Origin of the sequence: Natronobacillus azotifigens, from assembly GCF_026805325.1 — a bacterium.
In the GTDB taxonomy this organism is placed as follows: domain Bacteria; phylum Bacillota; class Bacilli; order Bacillales; family Amphibacillaceae; genus Natronobacillus; species Natronobacillus azotifigens.
In genome coordinates this window covers 109,972-125,153 of sequence record NZ_JAPRAT010000007.1, presented here as the reverse complement: position 1 = coordinate 125,153, position 15,182 = coordinate 109,972, and the positions used below count along the sequence as shown (strand labels likewise).

Below are 15,182 nucleotides of genomic sequence, written 5' to 3'. Positions count from 1 at the left end.
TAATAAGTTCTAAAACTTGTTAAATATGCTAATACTTTAGATCGGTATACAATAATCGAATTCAAAAACAATTAGATCCACTATCTAGCGTATCAAATGAAATTGGCGACACTCCAGCAGGAAAAGTGCGAGCTGAAGATCCACTCGGAAGTGAATTTCTTCCGAGTTAGCTGAAGCCGCGCCCTGCGGAAAGGGAGCAAAGTTCATTTGAGGAGCGGGATAAAAAGCTTCTGTTACCGCACAGTTTATCAAAACAGAATGCTAGTTTGTTGAGATAAAATTACTGTTTATTTCATAGGTTAATTTACCAAAAACAGAACCTTTGTTCGTGATATTATTTTATTATGCTATAACTCTTGAGTCAATAGTATTCGAACTAATGTTTGTCTATCTAAATATATCATGCTATAATTATTACAATTATTAATGTACGGAGGTGTCTCATCACATGACAAAAATATCAAAACGACAACAAGCCATCTTAGATTTTATCAAAGAGCAAGTAGCTCATAAAGGATATCCGCCTTCAGTTCGAGAAATTGGCGAAGCGGTTGGTTTAGCTTCAAGCTCCACTGTACACGGACATTTAGCTCGTTTAGAGAAAAAAGGCTTTATCCGTAGAGACCCAACCAAACCAAGAGCTATTGAGGTAATTACTCTAGATGATGATAACCAAATTCCAAAAGGAGAAGCCGCTTTCGCACCAGTTATTGGTAAAGTTACAGCTGGTATCCCTATTACTGCTGTCGAAAATATCGAGGAATATATTCCATTACCCACATCTATAGCTGGAAGCGATACTAATGATCATGGAATCTTTATTCTAGTAATTGAGGGAGAGAGCATGATTGAAGCAGGTATCCTTGATGGTGATATGGTTATTGTTAAACAACAACAAACCGCACAAAATGGGGAGATCGTTGTAGCAATGACCGATGAGGAAGAAGCCACTGTAAAAAGGTTCTTTAAAGAAAAAGACCATATTAGACTACAACCAGAGAATCCAACAATGGAACCATTACGGTACCAAAATGTAGCGATTTTAGGAAAAGTAATTGGGCTATACAGACATATTCACTAATTATTCTTTTTCAATTCATAATTGGATAAGGCCGAACTTCAATCAATGTGGGGTTTTCCAAGCATTCCTGCATGGATTACTACCTTGATATGTTCTTGAACCGTTCGAGAAGCTACCGTCCGCTACTCTCATTTGACATCTTTAATCTTCTTATTTGGTAGTGTTAGGGACGGTTGCCCGGTATCCTTCTTTTTTTATAAAAAAACAGCGTCCGTTTATTCTTAAACAGGCGCTGTTTTTTACTTTATGTTTCGAAACTAACAATAAACGATTCGAAACCAATATTTCGCAACTCATTCTGTCTATTTTCTGCATTGTCACGATTACGAAATGATCCTGTTACAACACGATAATAAACACTATCCCCATCATGAAATTCTGTAATAAAACTATCATATCCATGCTTACTTAAAACATATCTACGCTGTTTCGCATTTGCTTCTGTTTGAAAGGAACCTGTTATTACACGGTAAAAAGTATTAGGTGTAGGGTCAGATTCAGTTGACTCCTCTATACCAAATGCTTCCGCAATCCCTTCCGCATGTGCTCTCGCAACTGAACTAATCCACTCTTCGGATCTCATTTGTTCAGCTTCTTCTGGATTGTCAATAAATCCGTTTTCAGTTAAGACTGCTGGCATGGATGTTTGTCTCAGCACATGGAAATTCGCTTCTTTTTTCCCTCGATCCCGCCAATTTATTTGCTCTACAATTGTATCATGAATTGTTCTTCGTATTCTTCGTGTTTCTTCTTTATTTGTAAAATTTCCATTCCAAATATAACTTTCAAAACCTTCCCCACCACCAGCGTTTACATGAATAGATAAAAAGAAATCTGCATTCCATTCATTTGCTCTATTCGTTCGCTCTTCTAAACTAACGGTAGTATCGGTAGACCTCGACAATCGAGTAGTAACATCATCATATTGTTCATTTAATACATCATCTAAAGTTAACGCAATATTTAACGTTAAGTCTTTTTCAGTTAGACCATTTCCTGATGCTCCAGCATCACTTCCACCATGACCTGGATCAATAAATATTCTAACCATTTTATTACCTCCTTCTCTTTCTTTTATATGAAAGAAAAAGAGTTTCGTGTAGACTAGATACTTAAAATCACAAAAAAGGCATGGTACCTATAATGTTTATCCATTATATTCGTCTGTTGAACCCAAAAAAGTACGTTACTAGCATAATCAAACTACCAAATTACTTTAATAATCGAAGGTAAGTTAATTTGCGTGTAATAATGATTGCGTTCTTTCGAGAATTTCCTCATCTTTCAATCGAAACTTAAACTCTACTCGTCGAGAAGCTGAGGCGGTATACTCACCATGCTCATCAGTACGTCCATCTGTATATGATCTACTATTCACAGTTAATTTCTCCTCGAGATGCTTTTGAATGTTCGGGTAAGGAAAATCATCACCTAAAATATATTCAGCTACACTATAAGCTCTATCTTGTGCAAGACCCAAATTATACAAGTAAGACCCCGAGCGGTCGGTGTGCCCCTCAATGATGATCTCTGCAATATAATCTTCATAACCGTTCTCTAATAAAATATCTAAGTAAATCGGGACAAACTCATCTAAAAAAGAAAATGCCTCCACTTTTAAATCAGCCTGATCAAATTCGAACAATATTTCCGTGTTAAAAATGATCGCGCCTGTTGATTCATCTACTTCAATACCTAAGTCAGAATCACTAAACTCTTCATTTAAATCTTGTATCAATTGTGCTCGAACACCCATAATTTGATCTAACGTTTCTTTCATCTCTTCAATTTGAAGAGATTTTATAATCATCATTGATACAAACATCAACACAAAACAAAGCAAAATGACTGTTAATAAATCAGTGAAAGATGGCCAAAAATGACTGTCATCATGTTCATTTTTAAAAAGTCGTTGATATTTATTAATCATTTGATCTCAACCCTGGACTAGTATTTCCACTTTCATTCATCACATTTGATTCTGGTTGAGTCGACGAAAAACCTCTACTTATTTTTTGAATCTCTTGTTGTAAGTTACGAAGCATTTGTTGCGTAAGTTTCGTGTCATTATGATGAATTTCTTCTGTTAAGCTTCTAATTTCATTAAAATCCTTTCTTATTCCGTCATTTGTTAGTTCCATAGAGTTTCCGATACTTCTAACAACTTTTTCTAACTTATCAGCAACTGTACCTTCAAGGTTATTCACGTAATGAGTTAGCGTATCTTTTAATACACCAACACTTTTATCTAGTTGATCCTCTTTATCTTGAAAAGAACGATTTATGTCACTTAACGTTGTATTCAATTCTTTAATTAATTGCGTATTTTTCATACCGATCTGTTCATATGTGTTTGTTGCATTTTGCAAGTGTTTCTCAAATAATGCAGATTCTGATGCATGATTTTTTAAATGGCTGTTAAAATCGTGATTAAATTGTTTTATTTCAGCAAATCGATCAGATAATAAATGCTTATACTCTGATTGAGTTTGACTAATTAGTTTCAATGCATCTGGAAGCTGGGTCAAGGAATATCCTAATTGATCAAAATCTTTTGAAAGCTCACTTAAATAGGAGTTCATTGTAGACATCTTATTATCCAAATCGTTACCAAAAATTCTTCGGAATTCATTATTTTGCTCATCTAGTTTCTTTACTAAATCTTGATTACTATGATTAATCTTTTCAACAGATCCTTGTACACCTTGTTGTTCCGTTAATATAGAAGAACTGAATTTTTTCAGATCCACAACAACTTCTTCAAATTGTTTTAATGTATCCACTTGTTTGGTTGATATTTCTGTTATTTTTTTATACGAATTATTAAAAGTAGATTTAATTTCTTCGTTTCTCGTATCCGCCGCTTTAAAATAAGTAAATAATTGATCAAAGTTTTTGTTTAACTTTTCTGTAGAGACTTCAAATCCAACCGTTGCTTTCTTCATACTCTTAAATAATGTATCAAAGTCTTTTAAGTTATTTGCCAAACCTTTATTAAATTTGTTTAAATTCTCTGCAGATTTTTGGAGCCCATCTGTATAATCCTGAAACCCTTTAAAAGATTTTTCAATTCCACCTAATGATTTTTCATTGTTTTTTTGCAATGCGTCAATCGATTTATTAATATTTTCTGATACCTGAATTAGCTTTTCGATTCCATTTTTTTCTGCTTCTTCTAGATTTTCTTCAACTTTTAACATGAGGTCAGTTAGTAAATATTCTGTATTAAATAATTTTATAAGTACGGTCATGATTAGAGATAAACCCATTCCCGTAATACTAGTATAAAAAGCGACATCAATTCCTGATAGTACATTAGCGATTTCATCTATCATCTGATCACCACTTGCATTAATACTGCCTAATGATATCGTTAAACCAATAAAAGTACCTAACACGCCAACAAGAATAAAGATAGACACTGTCATTTGTACTAACTTAATAATATTTACAACTGGTAGGTTATACATTCTCCAACTTGAAAATTTTTCTTGTACGAACGTTTCTATCTTTACTGACTTATATTGTTCATTATGTTCAAAATGATCTTTAAAATCTTTCAATGGCTCCATTTCCATTTTATTCGTTGTCGTGATGTAATTCCTAATTTTTTTCAATTTATTATAAAGGGAAAAATGTATGAGGATGGTGAGTGCAAAAGTAACAAGTAAAACCATGAAAATAAATTCAATGATTCCATTTGATAAGATTTGTGATGCGATATCGTCATCAATAAAGATTTGAAGAATAGCTTCTATCATTATAATTCCTCCTACAAATATGGCTCTAGAAAATACGTAATTTTCTTCTTATATAATCTTTATTCAAAGCCCGTCCCAATCATGTATGAATCAAGGAGAATTTTTATCGATATAACCTTACATATTGTATAAACTGTTCATTAGCGAATCTAGGTATGTAAGTGTTTTGACGAGGTTAGAGCACTTTTTTGGGGTCAACCTAAGTGAAAGTGGTCGTTTCGACGAGGTTGAAGCTCTTTTTAGGGGTCAACCTAAGTGAAAGTGGTCGTTTCGATGAGGTTGAAGCTCTTTTTAGGGTTTAACCTAAGTGAAAGTGGTCATTTCGACGAGGTTAGGCGCATTTCCTGCCCTGAACCTAGGCGAAAAAACCGCCTTAAAGAAGTTACAATACTTTTTGATCCTCCATCTTCATGTGAACATTTTTATGTGAAGAAGATAAATCACTTACTTCACAGTTTGTGTCTTATGTGAAGTTGTAATAACAATGTAGACACGCAAAAAAGGATCAGGTTTTATTTCCTGATCCTTTTGCTTTTGAATTTAATATTTCCCGGGTAACCGCATCATTTGACGTCATCTTTCAACATTTGATAATTATTTTATAGCTTCTTATCTTTTCCAAAAGTAGTGTAGATTTTTGTTTCATAATCTTTCGAAATATCTTGCTCAAAATCAAAGTCCGCAGCCTGCTTTGCATCCTCTGCTCTTACATCAACCAAAATAGATTTATCTGCTAATTTAATATCGTGGACCCAATCCGTCGCAATTAAAACAAAATTACCAGTCAATAACTTCCCTGTCTCTACCACTAAATAAGCAATTGACCAATCATTTACATCCAAAACAAAATCTCGAACATTTCCTATATCATTGTCTAGTCCTTTTACTGAATAACCAGTAATATCACCTTTTATTTCATCTACACTTCTCAGATGATATTTTTTTTGTTGCCCTTCTTGCTGTTCTGTATTCTCATCGTTTAAATCCTTATATGGAATTCCAATTTCTGAATGATAAGCAAAACCACCCCAAGGGGCTACTGCGCCCCAATAGTTCGGCCAACCATAATAATTTACTAAATTTAATTCTTCTTGTTCAGAAATAGGTTCATCCTCGTTTTTGTGCGGAGCATTTTTTACTTTTTCTTTTGAGAGGGTAACAGTGACAACCTCTTCCCCTCTATCAATAGCATCTATTGAAGCAGGTGATATTAACACCTTTTTTCCAGGTAGCCACTTCATCGTATCTACCACCAGATACCGCGCCTTCCATTGTTTATCATCAAAATAAACATCCTTCACCTTTCCTAATTCATCATCTGTAGCTTGTAAATTGTATGATTCTAATTTAGATGCTAATAGAAACATTGTTAGCCTCCTCTTTCATTATATCTTTAAAAATCTAGCTATTTTGATTTCCCAAAGTTAGAATATAAACTGTCTAGGTATTCACTGGTAATCTCTGTACTTGAATCAAAATTTGCAGCTTTCTCTGCCAATTCTTTCGTTACATTGACAAAAAACTTTTTATCGTGCCAATTAACTTCCGTGATCCAATCTTTTGCTAAAAGCACTAAATCCCCAGCTAAGATTTTGCTAGTATCTACAACAAAATATTTTATTTGCCAAGTTTTTTGATCAATGACAAAATCAGAAACATTACCGATTTTTTCATCTGTACCCTCTACATCAAAACCAGTTAGTTCTCCTTTTACATCATTAACACTTCTCAACTGGTGCAAATCATCTCCGTCTGCCTGTACACCACGTTGAAGCTTCTCTTCTCGATGAGCAACTGTTAATTCTGATGGTGTAGAAAATCCACCCCATGGTCCAACACCTGTCCAATAATTTGGCCAACCATAATAATTCGCTAGTTCTTCTTCGTTATGTTTACTAATTTGAGTATGTTCATTTTTGTTCGGAGCGTTTTTTACTTTTTCCGCACTTTCTGTAAGGTCAATAAATTCTTTGTTTAGGTTTATGGAGTCTACCGTAATTGGAGAGAGCACAGCTTTTTTTCCTGGTAACCATTTCATTGTATCAACTACAAAATAACGTATGGCCCAAAATTTTTCGTCAAAATAAAAATCTTTCACTGTACCCAATTCTTCCCCGTCAGTCGTTCGGATATTACAACTTTTTAAATCTGTAGTTAAGTAATACATTGTTAGCCTCCTAAAATAATCTTATATTCTTCTATAACCTTTCCTGTGTTATTTAAACCTATAGAATAGTGACAATTAGTAACTAGATTAGGAATAAACTTATTAGAAAAACCAAATTTTTCTTCTTAGAATGTCCATACACAATGACTATTTCCCTTGTTCGTGCTATAATACTGATTGTTTGCAGATCAACAATTTCGGAGGTATAACTATATGAATAATAAATTTCACTTGGGGTTCGTATTATTTATGAGCTTGTTCTTAATACCTTTAGTGGGTTGTGGGACTACAACAGGAGAAACAGAAGAACCGCAGGGAGACATCCCGTTCCCAGAGCCTGAAGAAAACCCTATTGTAACCATCACAATGGAAAATGATGAGGAGATAATTATTGAATTATTTCCCGATATTGCTCCAAACACCGTAGCCAACTTTATTTCTTTAATTGAACAAGGATTCTACGATGGAACGATTTTTCATCGAGTCATTCCAGACTTTATGATTCAAGGTGGAGATCCCACGGGTTCTGGACAAGGTGGCCCCGGCTATTCTATCCCAGGAGAATTCACTAGCAATGGATTTGAAAACAATCTGAAGCATGAACGAGGGATCGTTTCGATGGCACGAAGTCAGTCGCCTAATTCAGCTGGTTCTCAATTTTTCATTATGGTAGAAGCATCCTCCCATCTTGATGGAGCATATGCTGGGTTTGGACAAGTTCTTGAGGGAATGGATGTAGTAGATTCTATCGTTTCTAGCGAGCGAAATCGCGCGGACAAACCACTTGAGGATCAAAAAATGAAAAATGTGGTGGTAGATACACAAGGATATCAATATCCTGAACCAAACAAACAATAACGAGCAACCTCACAAATAGTGCGTGAAATCATTTTGCCCTCAGCATTGATTTCTAGAGGCATTTAAATGGTGAGACGTACGTTTATCCAACTTCACGGTTCATAGTTCTCCTCGCGATGCTTCATTAAAGTTAGAACTCTGTATAGTGAATAAGAAGAGGAAAAACTCCACATCCTAAGCTTGTTTAGGAGGTGGAACTCATGTCCAAAGACAAAAAACACAAAAATACAGAAAACATTAAAGATACAGCCGGAGCAGCATTTCATACCGTTCATCGTGCGTTAGAAACAACAGAAGATCTAGCGATGAGCGCACTAGATGCTACGGCAAACGCTATCGATAATGTAACAGATCGTGATGATAAAAAAGACAGCCAGAAATAAAAAATAAACAAAAGCGATCCCACTACAATATAAAGTGGGGTCGCTTTTTGATGTAGCATAGAAATAAATTTTAAACAAAATTCCCCTCATATATTGGAATTATTTTTCTTTATTTTACTTCGTCTTCCTCATGATCGTCCTCATACTCATGTTGAATCACACCAAATTGCATCTTTGGATTTTCTGTCATCTCTATATCTACACCTACACCATCATAACCTTTCTCATATTTTGGTGTTTGTGGAAGGTTTGTTTTGTTTTTTCGATGTCGATGTTCATCTCTACCCATTTTTTCCACTCCTCATTTTAAACATTATTGTTGTTACTTTCATAGTGTTTGACGATTCCATAAAATTATTAAATCCATTTTTGCACAGAAAAACATTGAATCGTTAGAATGCATCTCCAAAAAATAGAGGATCATCAAATAAAGGAGAATTCACCAGAACTATCGAAATGATAGTTATACTTTATGTTGAAGGAGAAAAATCATGAATTTAATTGGAAAAATTACTCTATTACTTCTATTTACTTTTTCTATTGTGTTTGCTGGAGGTGTTGTTTATATCTACTTGATATTCTCAGGTATTGTGTCCTTCTATGGGCAAATCATTATAATGATCTGTGCAGGTGCAATATTTTTTACTGCGAATGGCTTATTTCAATGGATTAAAAAAAGAAATACAATGAAGCTCGCCATTTGTTATATCATTATCTTACTACTTGTTATTGGAGTTAATGTGGGGACAGATATATATAAAGAAAGTTTAGCAACGGTTGATCAAGAATTAGATGTCACCTTATTTCAACCGTTTGAAAACGAGAATACGATCGCTAAACTAGATGATCAATCTAACCTGCAATTAAGCAATGATTTACCTAAACTTGATGGTGCTACTGCATTGTATCCTTTATATGCTGCATTTGCACAAGCTACTTATCCAGAAAAGACTTATCCCACGGATAGAGGAGAAGTGATCGTAAGTACGACCCCTGATGCATATAAAAATTTGATTAATGGGAAAGTAGATATCATATTCGCTGCCGGACCATCGCAACGACAGATTCAGGAGGCTGAACGAGCAGGCATTGAATTCCAATTAACACCGATCGGAAGAGAAGCTTTTGTTTTTTTTGTTAACGCAAATAACTCGATTGACGATCTATCTATTGAACAAATTCAATCCATTTATAGTGGTGCTATCACCAATTGGTCCGAAGTTGGTGGTGGTAATGGAAAAATATTAGCTTTTCAACGACCAGAGGATAGTGGAAGTCAAACGGCGTTAGAGAATTTAATGGGAGATATCCCGTTAACAAAAGCACCATCCGAAGCAATTGTTTCTGGTATGGGAGAAATCATTCAGGAGGTTTCTCATTACACCAATTATCGAAATGCAATTGGGTACTCCTTTCGGTATTACTCCATGGAATTGATAAGAAATGATGAAATTAAGCATATAGCTATTAATGGTGTATATCCAGATAAAGAAACAATCCGATCTGGTGAATACCCTATCAGTAGTGAATTTTATGCGATTACAACAAATACGGACAATCCAAATGTAGAAAAGTTTCTTGAATGGATTTTATCAGAACAAGGCCAATGGCTGGTTGAAGAAACAGGATATGTACCGGTTCATAATTAACTTTCACAACCTACCTAACCTCTGTGTAGCGATCAAATAACCCTTATTACAAGATCTTGATGCCTCTTCGTGATAGAATAAAGCTATTCTATACGAAGAGGTGAGGTGTACGTTAATGAAAAAGATAACATTAGGGACAAGCAAGTTAGAAGCTGGAGAGATTTCATTAGGTTGCATGAGAATGGATGCGCTATCAAAAAAAGAAGCCAACTACGTCATTGAAAATGCCTTAGATTTGGGTGTGAATTTATTTGATCATGCAGATATTTACGGGTCTGGTAGATCTGAAGAAGTTTTTTCTGATGCGATTGACATGAACGCTGAGATCCGAGAAAAGATGATCATACAATCCAAATGTGGGATTCGAAAAGGATTTTTTGATTTTTCCAAAGAGCATATTTTATCATCGGTGGACGACAGTTTAAAAAGATTACAGACCGATTATTTAGATATTCTTCTCCTACATCGACCAGATGCACTCGTTGAACCAGGAGAAGTAGCTGAAGCTTTTTCCACGTTAAAAGCAAGTGGAAAGGTTCGTTATTTTGGTGTAAGTAATCAAAATCCAATGCAAATCGAATTGGTGAAAAAGTATGTGCGTGAAGATTTGATTGTTAATCAATTACAATTAAGCGTAATGCACACACCAATCATCGATGCGGGTCTAAATGTCAATATGCAGCATGACAAAGCAATCGATCGAGATAACAGTATCCTCGAATATTCTCGCATCCATGACATGACCATACAAGCATGGTCTCCATTTCAGTATGGCATGATTGAAGGTGTTTTTGTCGGAAATAGTGATTTCCCTGAAGTAAATGCTAAATTACAAGAACTAGCTGAGAAAAAAGGTGTTACTGATTCAGCGATTGCAATTGCTTGGATTTTACGCCACCCCGCTAACATCCAACCAGTTGTTGGTACCATGAACGCTAAACGATTAGCTGATATTGCAAAGGCATCACACATCACATTAACGAGACAAGAATGGTACGATTTATATCGTGCGGCAGGCAATACATTGCCTTAAGCGCTACAAAAGAAGAATAACGCCTAGTGCTGGTAGTGAAACGTTATTCTTCTTTTCAAGTTATTTGGTTTTCCTCTAACTTTTGGTCTTCACTAAATAGTCTGCTATTCCCATTGCGCATATTTCCACATCAAAGGCTATATATTTGTATACTTGATCATTGGGTTCTATTCCTATTTCCGCTTCTATCAACGTTAACAATTTTGTTGTTATTCTTGATACTCTTTCCTCAAAGGAATAATTCAACGTTTCTTCCCATACTTCTTCTGCTACTTGAACATATTTCGGTAACCAGTACCGTAGTTGTTGATAAACAGCATTCGGGTTATCCGATTTACCATAATGACCAAAGTAAATGGTCGCTACTTCTAGTTGTTCGATTTTTCTTAAGGATGCTAACATGGCTTCTGGATCAAATTGATTTGGTGATGTGGAAGGAAGAACACACTCCTCTCCTTCTGTTATTGATATCGGATAAAGAATCCCAAGAGTATCCCCCGTAAACATACCATTACTATGTGAATCATGAATAGAAAAATGATGCTTTGCATGACCAGGCGTGTCATAAAAGGTTAGCGTTCTATTTGCACCAATCTTTAACGTTTCCCCATCTTTTTTGCTAATCAGACGCTCCTTTGGCACTGCGACTATGGGATCAAATAGCGCGTCAAATTTTTCACCGTAAACAGCCTTCGCTCCTAAAATTAGCTTAGTCGGATCAGCCAAGTGTCGTTCTCCTCTAGGATGAACAATTACAGAAGCGTTAGGACAACTTTTTAGCAAAAGACCTACACCCCCTGCATGATCCAAATGGATATGTGTCACAATAATATACTTTATTTCACTTGGAACAATATTTTCATTTTCTAACCCTTTTAGCAGATGTGGAATCGAAGGACTTGCACTGGTTTCTATTAATGTTAACTCCTCAGCGTGAAGAATATAGCAACCCGTTCGTTGTTCCCATTCTAAATCAAAAAGATCAATGATACTGATATCATTTTCAAGTTTTTTTGGTTTTGACATGCTAGCTCTCTCCCCTTCTCTTCTTCATTGCTAGTCCAATAGGACGGTACTCATTATTTCTACTTCACTTAGTGCTTGTGTAGCTAGTTGATCCGCTTCCTTGTTCTCCTTTCGAGCAATAACCTCAAAATCCAATGTTATACCCAATTGTTCCGATTTCCGTTCAATTCTATCCGCCCAGTTATTTAATTCACTATCAAGACATGGCCATTCACCTAGCAATTGATTGATAACAACTTGAGAATCGCCAATAAAAGTAACATTTTGGTTTCTCACCCCTAATTTATCTAACTCTTGAAGGCCCAAATGAAAAGCTGCATACTCGGCTTCGTTATTCGATTTCAATTCGTCAACGGTTGCATTTATTCTCATTCGATGTAATTTTTTATTCTGTTGATAATAAATCACAGCACCCAAACCGGATTTTTTTTGTTTCAAATCGAACCCTCCATCAAAATAAACCTTAATATCATGCGGTTCTGTCTCTATTTCTGTTAAGAACTTCTTCATTTCCTTCATTGTCCAATTACTTTGGTGCTGATCAATAAACAAAATTTTTTTTGCACGTCCTGTTCGTTCGAAATCCTCAGCGATCAATAACGCTTTTGCTGCTCGCATTTCTTCGGATTGAAATGATGTCTCTGTGCCTATAAGGGTTTGGTAAATTATTTCTATGCTAACATTCATTCACTCACATCCTTTATTAATAGAGGTCCCTAATAGTGTATCCTTGTTGGGTAGTTAATAATGATTTACGTCGAAAAGCCTTTTTGCTTTTTTTGTCTATCTTACACCTTTTCCAAAACCTATCCAAGCGAAACTAACGGTAAGAGAACAAATAAAGGAAAGTTCATCCGGATTTTTTAAAGAGTAAACTATTGAAGAAATTATGAGGACATTGTGGGGAAAGCATCCACCCTGCTCTCTGGGATATTATAAAATCTGCTCATCTATTTAAAAATAAAAGAAAAGCCCTCAACACTACTTCCAGAAAAAATTATGCCGCAACCTTATCAAGAAAAAAATCACGAAGTCAATTATTGCTCTATCTCTTTTGAGTAAATATCTATATAATAGATATGCATGAACAATTTAGAGAAAAGGTGTTTTAGAATGAGTTTACTTACCGTTACAAATTTAGGTCACGGATTTGGTGACCGGGCAATTTTTGAGGATGTTTCTTTTCGCTTGTTAGCCGGTGAACATATTGGTTTAATCGGTGCTAACGGAGAAGGTAAATCAACTTTTATGAATATTGTCACAGGGAAATTGGATCCTGACTCCGGGAAAATTGAATGGGCCAAGCATACGAGAGTAGGATACTTAGATCAACATACTAGTTTGAACCAGGGGATGTCGATCCGCGAGGTTTTACGAACTGCGTTTCAATATTTATATGATTGGGAAAAAGAAATGAATGATCTTTTTAATAAGATGAGTGAGGTGTCACCAGAAGAACTTGAACTTCTTTTAGAAGAAACAGGGAGGATTCAAGATGCACTAACAAATAATGATTTTTATATGATTGATGCCAAAGTAGAAGAAGTAGCTAATGGATTAGGATTAAACGAATTTGGCTTAGAACGTGATGTACACGATTTAAGTGGTGGCCAACGAACGAAAGTATTACTAGCAAAACTGTTGTTAGAAAAACCCGATATTTTGCTTCTAGATGAACCTACAAACTATTTAGATGTAGAACACATTGAATGGCTTAAGGATTACTTACTTTCCTATGATCACGCGTTTATTTTAATTTCGCATGACCTTCCCTTCTTAAAAAGTGTGGTGAACTTAATTTATCATATGGAAAACCAGCAATTGACTCGTTATCCTGGAGGATATGATGAGTTTTTGCGTGTATATGAATTGAGAAAGCAGCAAGTTGCTGCAGCACATAAAAAGCAGCAAAAAGAAATTGCCAATTTGAAAGACTTTGTCGCACGAAACAAAGCCAATGCTGCGACAAGTAAAATGGCTGCATCTCGTCAAAAAAAGCTCGATAAGATGGAAGTCATTGAATTGAGCTCAGAAAAACCAAAGCCACATTTTCATTTCAATCAAGCGCGTACACCAGGAAAATACTTATTTGAAACAGAAGATCTTGTCATTGGTTATGATAAACCATTATCAAAACCGCTTCAATTAACCATGGAGCGCGGTCAAAAAATCGCATTATCTGGAGCAAACGGTATAGGGAAAACCACATTACTTCGCAGTATTCTTGGAGAAATCAAACCAATATCCGGAAAAGTTCAATTAGGAGATCACCTTCACATTGGCTATTTCGAACAAGAGGCATCTGAAACGAACGAGAATACTTGTATTGAAGAAATTTGGGAAGAATTTCGTCACCTTACCCAACAAGAAGTCCGCTCTTCTTTGGCAAAATGTGGGCTTACTCGCAAACACATTGAAAGCAAAGTAAAGGTGCTTAGTGGTGGAGAAAAGGCAAAAGTCCGGTTATGCAAACTAATTAATAAGGACACAAATTTGCTTGTACTAGATGAGCCTACCAACCATTTAGATCGTGATGCTAAAGAGGAGCTAAGACGAGCGTTAAAAGAATACAAAGGAAGTGTTTTACTCATCTCACACGAGCCTGATTTTTATAAAGATATCGTATCCGATGTATGGAATTGCGAAAATTGGACAACGATGGCATTCTAATAAGAAATTAGACTTGCAACCGATTGATTTTATCCTATATATTTGTTATAATGACGTAGTTTTAAAATTATTGAGGGGGAAATTTTTTGTCAGTTGAAATTGGTAGTAAAGTTCAAGGGAAAGTAACTGGTATCACAAATTTTGGAGCATTTATCGAATTACCTGGTAACACGACTGGATTGGTGCATATTAGTGAAGTAGCAGATAGCTACGTAAAAGATGTTAATGATCACCTTAAAGTTGGCGAGCAGGTTGAAGTGAAAGTATTAAGTGAGAAAGATGGTAAAATTGCTTTATCCATCAAAAAAGCTATAGACAAACCTGAGGGAGACAGTGACTCGCCTGCTAGACGACCACGTCAAGGTGGTAGAGATGATCGAAACACAAGAAATAACCGTTCAAAAGGTAATTTTAAACCAAAAGAAAGCTTTGAAGATAAAATTGCAAATTTCTTAAAAACTAGTGAAGAAAATCTCTCTACATTGAAACGTAGTAAAGAATCAAAACAAGGTGGTAGAGGTGGACGACGCGGTTAACCAATATGATGCGTTAGC

15 protein-coding genes are annotated in these 15,182 nt (G+C 35.5%); 7 read left to right on the top strand and 8 right to left on the bottom strand.

Going from position 1 to position 15,182, the window contains the following annotated elements:
• Positions 1 to 448 precede the first annotated feature (448 nt).
• A complete protein-coding gene (lexA, locus tag OWO01_RS05525; RefSeq protein ID WP_268779437.1) occupies positions 449 to 1,081 on the top strand; it encodes a transcriptional repressor LexA in 633 nt (210 codons plus the stop codon).
• Positions 1,082 to 1,325: 244 nt separating this feature from the next.
• On the opposite strand, the gene OWO01_RS05520 is transcribed toward lexA, so the two are convergent.
• From OWO01_RS05520 to OWO01_RS05500, 5 genes are all read right to left on the bottom strand, one after another.
• Positions 1,326 to 2,132: an N-acetylmuramoyl-L-alanine amidase gene (locus OWO01_RS05520; RefSeq protein ID WP_268779436.1), complete on the bottom strand. Its 807-nt coding sequence runs from the start codon at positions 2,130 to 2,132 to the stop codon at positions 1,326 to 1,328.
• Between the two features lie 183 nt (positions 2,133 to 2,315).
• Positions 2,316 to 3,011, bottom strand: coding sequence for an OmpA family protein (locus OWO01_RS05515; protein WP_268779435.1), 696 nt, complete (start codon positions 3,009 to 3,011; stop codon positions 2,316 to 2,318).
• The gene (locus tag OWO01_RS05510) at positions 3,004 to 4,842 is read right to left on the bottom strand and encodes a MotA/TolQ/ExbB proton channel family protein (RefSeq protein ID WP_268779434.1); all 1,839 of its coding nucleotides are present in this window, start codon (positions 4,840 to 4,842) and stop codon (positions 3,004 to 3,006) included. The genes OWO01_RS05515 and OWO01_RS05510 overlap by 8 nt, the downstream gene beginning before the upstream one ends.
• 599 nt (positions 4,843 to 5,441) lie before the next feature.
• The gene (locus OWO01_RS05505; protein ID WP_268779433.1) at positions 5,442 to 6,209 is read right to left on the bottom strand and encodes a PRC-barrel domain-containing protein; all 768 of its coding nucleotides are present in this window, start codon (positions 6,207 to 6,209) and stop codon (positions 5,442 to 5,444) included.
• A gap of 38 nt (positions 6,210 to 6,247) precedes the next feature.
• A complete protein-coding gene (locus OWO01_RS05500) occupies positions 6,248 to 7,009 on the bottom strand; it encodes a PRC-barrel domain-containing protein (protein WP_268779432.1) in 762 nt (253 codons plus the stop codon).
• Positions 7,010 to 7,222: 213 nt separating this feature from the next.
• Here OWO01_RS05500 and OWO01_RS05495 point away from each other — a divergent pair, with 213 nt between their 5' ends.
• Positions 7,223 to 7,867, top strand: a complete 645-nt coding sequence (locus OWO01_RS05495) for a peptidylprolyl isomerase (protein WP_268779431.1) — start codon at positions 7,223 to 7,225, stop codon at positions 7,865 to 7,867.
• A 200-nt stretch (positions 7,868 to 8,067) separates the two neighbouring features.
• Positions 8,068 to 8,250 (top strand): hypothetical protein, encoded by a 183-nt coding sequence (locus OWO01_RS05490; RefSeq protein ID WP_268779430.1) that lies wholly within the window; start codon positions 8,068 to 8,070, stop codon positions 8,248 to 8,250.
• 109 nt (positions 8,251 to 8,359) lie between these two features.
• On the opposite strand, the gene OWO01_RS05485 is transcribed toward OWO01_RS05490, so the two are convergent.
• On the bottom strand, positions 8,360 to 8,539 hold the full coding sequence (locus tag OWO01_RS05485; RefSeq protein WP_268779429.1) for a hypothetical protein: 180 nt from the start codon (positions 8,537 to 8,539) through the stop codon (positions 8,360 to 8,362).
• A 202-nt stretch (positions 8,540 to 8,741) separates the two neighbouring features.
• Between OWO01_RS05485 and OWO01_RS05480 the strand changes: the two genes are divergently transcribed.
• On the top strand, positions 8,742 to 9,899 hold the full coding sequence (locus tag OWO01_RS05480; RefSeq protein WP_268779428.1) for a PstS family phosphate ABC transporter substrate-binding protein: 1,158 nt from the start codon (positions 8,742 to 8,744) through the stop codon (positions 9,897 to 9,899).
• A gap of 115 nt (positions 9,900 to 10,014) precedes the next feature.
• Complete coding sequence (locus tag OWO01_RS05475) at positions 10,015 to 10,932, top strand: aldo/keto reductase (protein ID WP_268779427.1); 918 nt, start codon at positions 10,015 to 10,017, stop codon at positions 10,930 to 10,932.
• A 75-nt stretch (positions 10,933 to 11,007) separates the two neighbouring features.
• On the opposite strand, the gene OWO01_RS05470 is transcribed toward OWO01_RS05475, so the two are convergent.
• The gene (locus tag OWO01_RS05470; protein WP_268779426.1) at positions 11,008 to 11,958 is read right to left on the bottom strand and encodes an MBL fold metallo-hydrolase; all 951 of its coding nucleotides are present in this window, start codon (positions 11,956 to 11,958) and stop codon (positions 11,008 to 11,010) included.
• A gap of 30 nt (positions 11,959 to 11,988) precedes the next feature.
• On the bottom strand, positions 11,989 to 12,645 hold the full coding sequence (locus tag OWO01_RS05465; protein ID WP_268779425.1) for a reverse transcriptase-like protein: 657 nt from the start codon (positions 12,643 to 12,645) through the stop codon (positions 11,989 to 11,991).
• 426 nt (positions 12,646 to 13,071) lie between these two features.
• On the opposite strand from OWO01_RS05465, the gene OWO01_RS05460 reads away from it, so the two are divergent.
• Together OWO01_RS05460 and OWO01_RS05455 are read left to right on the top strand one after the other, a co-directional pair.
• Entirely contained in the window at positions 13,072 to 14,628 is a 1,557-nt protein-coding gene (locus tag OWO01_RS05460) for an ABC-F family ATP-binding cassette domain-containing protein (RefSeq protein ID WP_268779424.1), read from the top strand.
• A gap of 86 nt (positions 14,629 to 14,714) precedes the next feature.
• Positions 14,715 to 15,164, top strand: a complete 450-nt coding sequence (locus OWO01_RS05455; RefSeq protein WP_268779423.1) for a S1 domain-containing RNA-binding protein — start codon at positions 14,715 to 14,717, stop codon at positions 15,162 to 15,164.
• The last annotated feature ends 18 nt before the right edge of the window (positions 15,165 to 15,182 follow it).

Bases quoted from the DNA above. Each gene is read 5' to 3' on its own strand.
- OWO01_RS05495 (WP_268779431.1), top strand. From the start codon at position 7,223: ATGAATAATAAATTTCACTTGGGGTTCGTATTATTTATGAGCTTGTTC.
- OWO01_RS05505 (WP_268779433.1), bottom strand. From the start codon at position 6,209: ATGTTTCTATTAGCATCTAAATTAGAATCATACAATTTACAAGCTACA.
- OWO01_RS05490 (WP_268779430.1), top strand. From the start codon at position 8,068: ATGTCCAAAGACAAAAAACACAAAAATACAGAAAACATTAAAGATACA.
- OWO01_RS05480 (WP_268779428.1), top strand. From the start codon at position 8,742: ATGAATTTAATTGGAAAAATTACTCTATTACTTCTATTTACTTTTTCT.
- OWO01_RS05520 (WP_268779436.1), bottom strand. From the start codon at position 2,132: ATGGTTAGAATATTTATTGATCCAGGTCATGGTGGAAGTGATGCTGGA.
- OWO01_RS05510 (WP_268779434.1), bottom strand. From the start codon at position 4,842: ATGATAGAAGCTATTCTTCAAATCTTTATTGATGACGATATCGCATCA.
- OWO01_RS05485 (WP_268779429.1), bottom strand. From the start codon at position 8,539: ATGGGTAGAGATGAACATCGACATCGAAAAAACAAAACAAACCTTCCA.
- OWO01_RS05465 (WP_268779425.1), bottom strand. From the start codon at position 12,645: ATGAATGTTAGCATAGAAATAATTTACCAAACCCTTATAGGCACAGAG.
- OWO01_RS05470 (WP_268779426.1), bottom strand. From the start codon at position 11,958: ATGTCAAAACCAAAAAAACTTGAAAATGATATCAGTATCATTGATCTT.
- lexA (WP_268779437.1), top strand. From the start codon at position 449: ATGACAAAAATATCAAAACGACAACAAGCCATCTTAGATTTTATCAAA.
- OWO01_RS05475 (WP_268779427.1), top strand. From the start codon at position 10,015: ATGAAAAAGATAACATTAGGGACAAGCAAGTTAGAAGCTGGAGAGATT.
- OWO01_RS05515 (WP_268779435.1), bottom strand. From the start codon at position 3,011: ATGATTAATAAATATCAACGACTTTTTAAAAATGAACATGATGACAGT.
- OWO01_RS05500 (WP_268779432.1), bottom strand. From the start codon at position 7,009: ATGTATTACTTAACTACAGATTTAAAAAGTTGTAATATCCGAACGACT.
- OWO01_RS05460 (WP_268779424.1), top strand. From the start codon at position 13,072: ATGAGTTTACTTACCGTTACAAATTTAGGTCACGGATTTGGTGACCGG.